The sequence below is a fragment of the Paracoccus sp. (in: a-proteobacteria) genome (assembly GCF_046462195.1).
Classification (GTDB): Bacteria; Pseudomonadota; Alphaproteobacteria; order Rhodobacterales; family Rhodobacteraceae; genus Paracoccus.
Map to the genome: position 1 here is coordinate 1 of NZ_JBKGUN010000003.1, position 3,970 is coordinate 3,970.

Below are 3,970 nucleotides of genomic sequence, written 5' to 3' on the forward strand. Positions count from 1 at the left end.
TTGGCATGGGTCTTGTAGTTCACGAAGCCGTAAACGACATGCGCACCCGCCCGCACCAGCCGCGACAGCCCGATCGTGGACGCGCTGTGCGAGGCGGCCGAGGCAGGCAAGTCCGTCACCGCCCTTGTCGAACTCAAGGCCCGCTTTGACGAGGCCGCCAACATCCGCCAGTCCCGTCGCCTGGAACGGGCGGGTGCGCATGTCGTTTACGGCTTCGTGAACTACAAGACCCATGCCAAGATCAGCATCGTCGTGCGCCGCGAAGGCGACCGGTTGGTCACTTATACCCATTACGGGACCGGCAACTATCACCCGATCACCGCGCGGATCTATACGGACCTGTCGCTGTTCAACTGCGATCCTGCGCTGGGGCGCGATGCGACCAAGGTGTTCAATTACCTGTCTGGCTATGTCCAGCCTGCGGGGCTGGAGAACCTCGCGATCTCGCCCATCAACCTCAAGTCACGCCTGATCGACCTGATCACGCGCGAAGCGGAATATGCCCGCCAGGGCAGGCAGGCCGGCATCTGGGCCAAGATGAATTCGCTGATCGAAAAGGACGTGATCGAGGCGCTGTACGCTGCCAGCGCGGCGGGGGTCAAAATCAGCCTCGTCGTGCGCGGCATCTGCGGAATTCGCCCGGGCATCAAAGGGTTGTCCGAGAGCATTCGCGTCAAGTCGATCGTCGGCCGTTACCTGGAGCATTCGCGGATCGTTTGCTTTGGCAGCGGCCACGGCCTGCCTTCGGCCAAGGCGCGCGTGTTCATCAGTTCCGCCGACTGGATGGACCGCAACCTGAACCGCCGTGTCGAAACCCTGGTGGAATGCGTCAACGAGACCGTCAAGGCGCAGATCGTCAGCCAGGTCATGGCCGCCAACATGGCGGACGAGGCGCAAAGCTGGCTGTTGCAGCCGGATGGCCGCTTTCTGCGTTACCTCCCCCAGGGGCAGGACGATCTGTTCAATTGTCACCGGTTCTTCATGGAAAACCCGTCCTTGTCCGGACGGGGCACAGCGGGCGCCCGGGATGTGCCGGCGCTGACCCATTCAACCGATTGACGGGCGGGCCCCACGGGACCCTGCCTGCAGAAAAGGCGCAAGATCAGGATGAACGGCGTAAGAACGACCAGCGGCAAGAACGTCACCCCTTTCGGCGGCAAGTTCCGCAAGCTGCCCAAGCGCGCGCTGAGGCGCGTGGGGGTGGTGGATGTCGGCTCGAACTCGATCCGACTGGTGGTGTTCGACGGGGCGGCACGCTCGCCCGCGTACTTCTATAACGAGAAGGTCATGGCAGGCCTGGGTCAGGACATGGCCCGCACCGGCCGCCTGAACCCGGCGGGGATCGAGCGCGGGTTCTCCGCGCTGGCCCGCTTTGCGGCCTTGGGGCGCGGCATGGGGATCGAGCCGCTGACCTGCGTGGCGACCGCCGCCGTGCGCGAGGCCGAGGACGGTCCCGAATTCCAGCGCAAGGTGGAACGGGAAACCGGGCTCAAGCTGCATGTCATCGACGGCGAGGAGGAGGCCCGGCTGTCCGCGCAAGGGGTCCTGCTGGGCTGGCCCGACGCGCGCGGTCTGGTGTGCGATATCGGCGGCAACTCGATGGAACTGGCCGAGGTGTCGGATGGCAAGGTGGGGCGGCGCGTGACCTCCCCGCTGGGACCGTTCCGGCTGCAGCAGGTTCCGCCCGAAAAGCTGCGCGACCATATCGGTGGCATTCTTGAAGGCCTCGCGCGGCAGATGGGAACCGACCACCAGCGCATCTACCTTGTCGGCGGGTCCTGGCGCGCGATCGCGCGTCTGGACATGGAGCGGTGCGATTATCCCATGACGGTGCTGCACGAATACCGCATGACGCCTGATGCTGTGGCCGAAACGGTCAGCTGGATCAACCAGCATGACGTGAACACCCTGCGCGCCAAGGTGGGCATCTCCAGTTCCCGGATCGAGCTGGTGCCGCTGGCCTCTCGGGTCCTGTCGCAACTGATCGAGGTTTTTGCCCCCGAGGAACTGGCCGTTTCCAGCTATGGCATCCGCGAAGGTCTGCTTTACGAACACATGTCGCCGACCCTGCGCCGCCGGGATCCCTTGATCGAGGCCGCGCGCTTTACCGAAAAGCAGATGGCCCGTCTTCCGGGCTTTGGCAAGAAGCTGCACCAGTTCCTGCTGCCGCTGTTTCCGGATCTGACGCCGGAACGCGACCGGCTGGTACGCGCGGCCTGCCTGCTGCACGACACGGCCTGGCGCGCGCATCCCGATTACCGGGCTGAGGCTTGTTTCGACAATGTCACCCGCGCCAACATGGCTGCACTCAGCCATCCGGAACGGGTGTTCCTGGGGCTGGCGCTGCTGCACCGCTACAAGAACAGCCGTGCGCAGTCGCAGATGGCGCCGCTGTTCGCGCTGCTGGACGAGGGCCAGATCCGTGATGCCGAAATCCTGGGCAAGGCCATGCGCTTTGGCGCGATGTTCGCCATCGACGATCCGGCCGATGCCGCGCGCCTGCGCTATGTCCCCGGCAAGACGCTGGAACTGCACCTTACCCGCACGGGCAAGCAACTGATGGGAGAGGTGGCCGAGTCGCGCTTCCAGTCTCTGTGCAAATCGGTCGGCGTGGAAGGGATCGTGCGTTAGCACGGCCCCGGCCCGACAGGCGGACCCATCGACCCGCCCGGGGCCCTATGGCTGGCAGGCTCTGGGAATCGCACTCAAGCCGATTACCAGCGGTTCCTTGAACGTCAGAAGCGTGGCATCATTGGACTGACCGACAGAAATGATCGTTCGGACCACGAAAAAGGGCGCCCTGTGGGCGCCCTTTCCGTCTGCCTGCAGGGCAGGGGGATGATTACATCATCCCGCCCATGCCGCCCATGTCGGGCATGCCGCCGCCGGCACCCTGGCCCTTGGGCTCGGGCTTTTCGGCGATCATGGCTTCGGTGGTGATCAGAAGGCCGGCAACCGAAGCTGCGTCTTCCAGCGCGGTGCGGACGACCTTTGCCGGGTCGATGACGCCGAACTTGAACATGTCGCCATATTCTTCGGTCTGCGCGTTGAAGCCAAAGGCCTTGTCCGAGGACTCGCGGACCTTGCCGGCAACCACGGCGCCGTCGACGCCCGCGTTCTCGGCGATCTGACGCATCGGAGCTTCCAGTGCACGGCGCACGATGGCGATACCCGCATCCTGATCGCTGTTCACGCCGGTCAGGCCGTCCAGAGCCTTGCCACCCTGAACCAGGGCCACGCCGCCGCCGACGACAACGCCTTCCTGAACGGCCGCACGGGTCGCGTTCAGCGCATCGTCAACACGGTCCTTGCGCTCTTTCACTTCGATCTCGCTCATGCCGCCGACGCGGATCACGGCAACACCGCCGGCCAGCTTGGCCACGCGCTCTTGCAGCTTTTCCTTGTCGTAGTCCGAGGTGGTTTCCTCGATCTGCTGGCGGATCTGCGACACGCGAGCTTCGATCTCGGCCTTTTCACCGGCGCCATCGACGATGGTGGTGTTGTCCTTGTTGATCGAAACCTTCTTGGCGCGGCCCAGCATGTCGATGCCGACATTTTCCAGCTTCATGCCCAGGTCTTCGCTGATGACCTGACCGCCGGTCAGGATCGCGATGTCCTGCAGCATGGCCTTGCGGCGATCACCGAAGCCGGGCGCCTTGACGGCAGCGATCTTGAGGCCGCCGCGGAGCTTGTTGACCACGAGAGTGGCCAGCGCCTCGCCTTCCACGTCCTCGGCGATGATGAGGAGGGGACGCTGCGACTGGATCACGGCCTCGAGCAGCGGGACCATGGGCTGGAGCGACGACAGCTTCTTCTCGTGCAGGAGGATGAGGACATCCTCGAGTTCGGCGGTCATCTTGTCGGCGTTGGTCACGAAGTAGGGCGACAGGTAGCCGCGGTCGAACTGCATGCCCTCGACGACTTCGACTTCCGTCTCGAGACCCTTGTTCTCTTCGACGGTGATGACGCC

The 3,970-nt window shown here is 64.5% G+C and carries 2 protein-coding genes and 1 pseudogene; 2 read left to right on the plus strand and 1 reads right to left on the minus strand.

Annotated features, from left to right (window positions below):
• Positions 1 to 51: 51 nt before the first annotated feature.
• Both ppk1 and ACLHHB_RS00190 read left to right on the plus strand, forming a co-directional pair.
• Positions 52 to 1,059, plus strand: a pseudogene (gene ppk1 / locus ACLHHB_RS00185) (polyphosphate kinase 1); the annotation flags it as partial.
• Between the two features lie 48 nt (positions 1,060 to 1,107).
• Positions 1,108 to 2,631, plus strand: coding sequence for a Ppx/GppA family phosphatase (locus ACLHHB_RS00190; protein WP_410216255.1), 1,524 nt, complete (start codon positions 1,108 to 1,110; stop codon positions 2,629 to 2,631).
• 211 nt (positions 2,632 to 2,842) lie between these two features.
• Here ACLHHB_RS00190 and groEL read toward each other — a convergent pair.
• The coding region (groEL, locus tag ACLHHB_RS00195; protein WP_410216256.1) for a chaperonin GroEL at positions 2,843 to 3,970 on the minus strand (1,128 nt) is incomplete at its 5' end.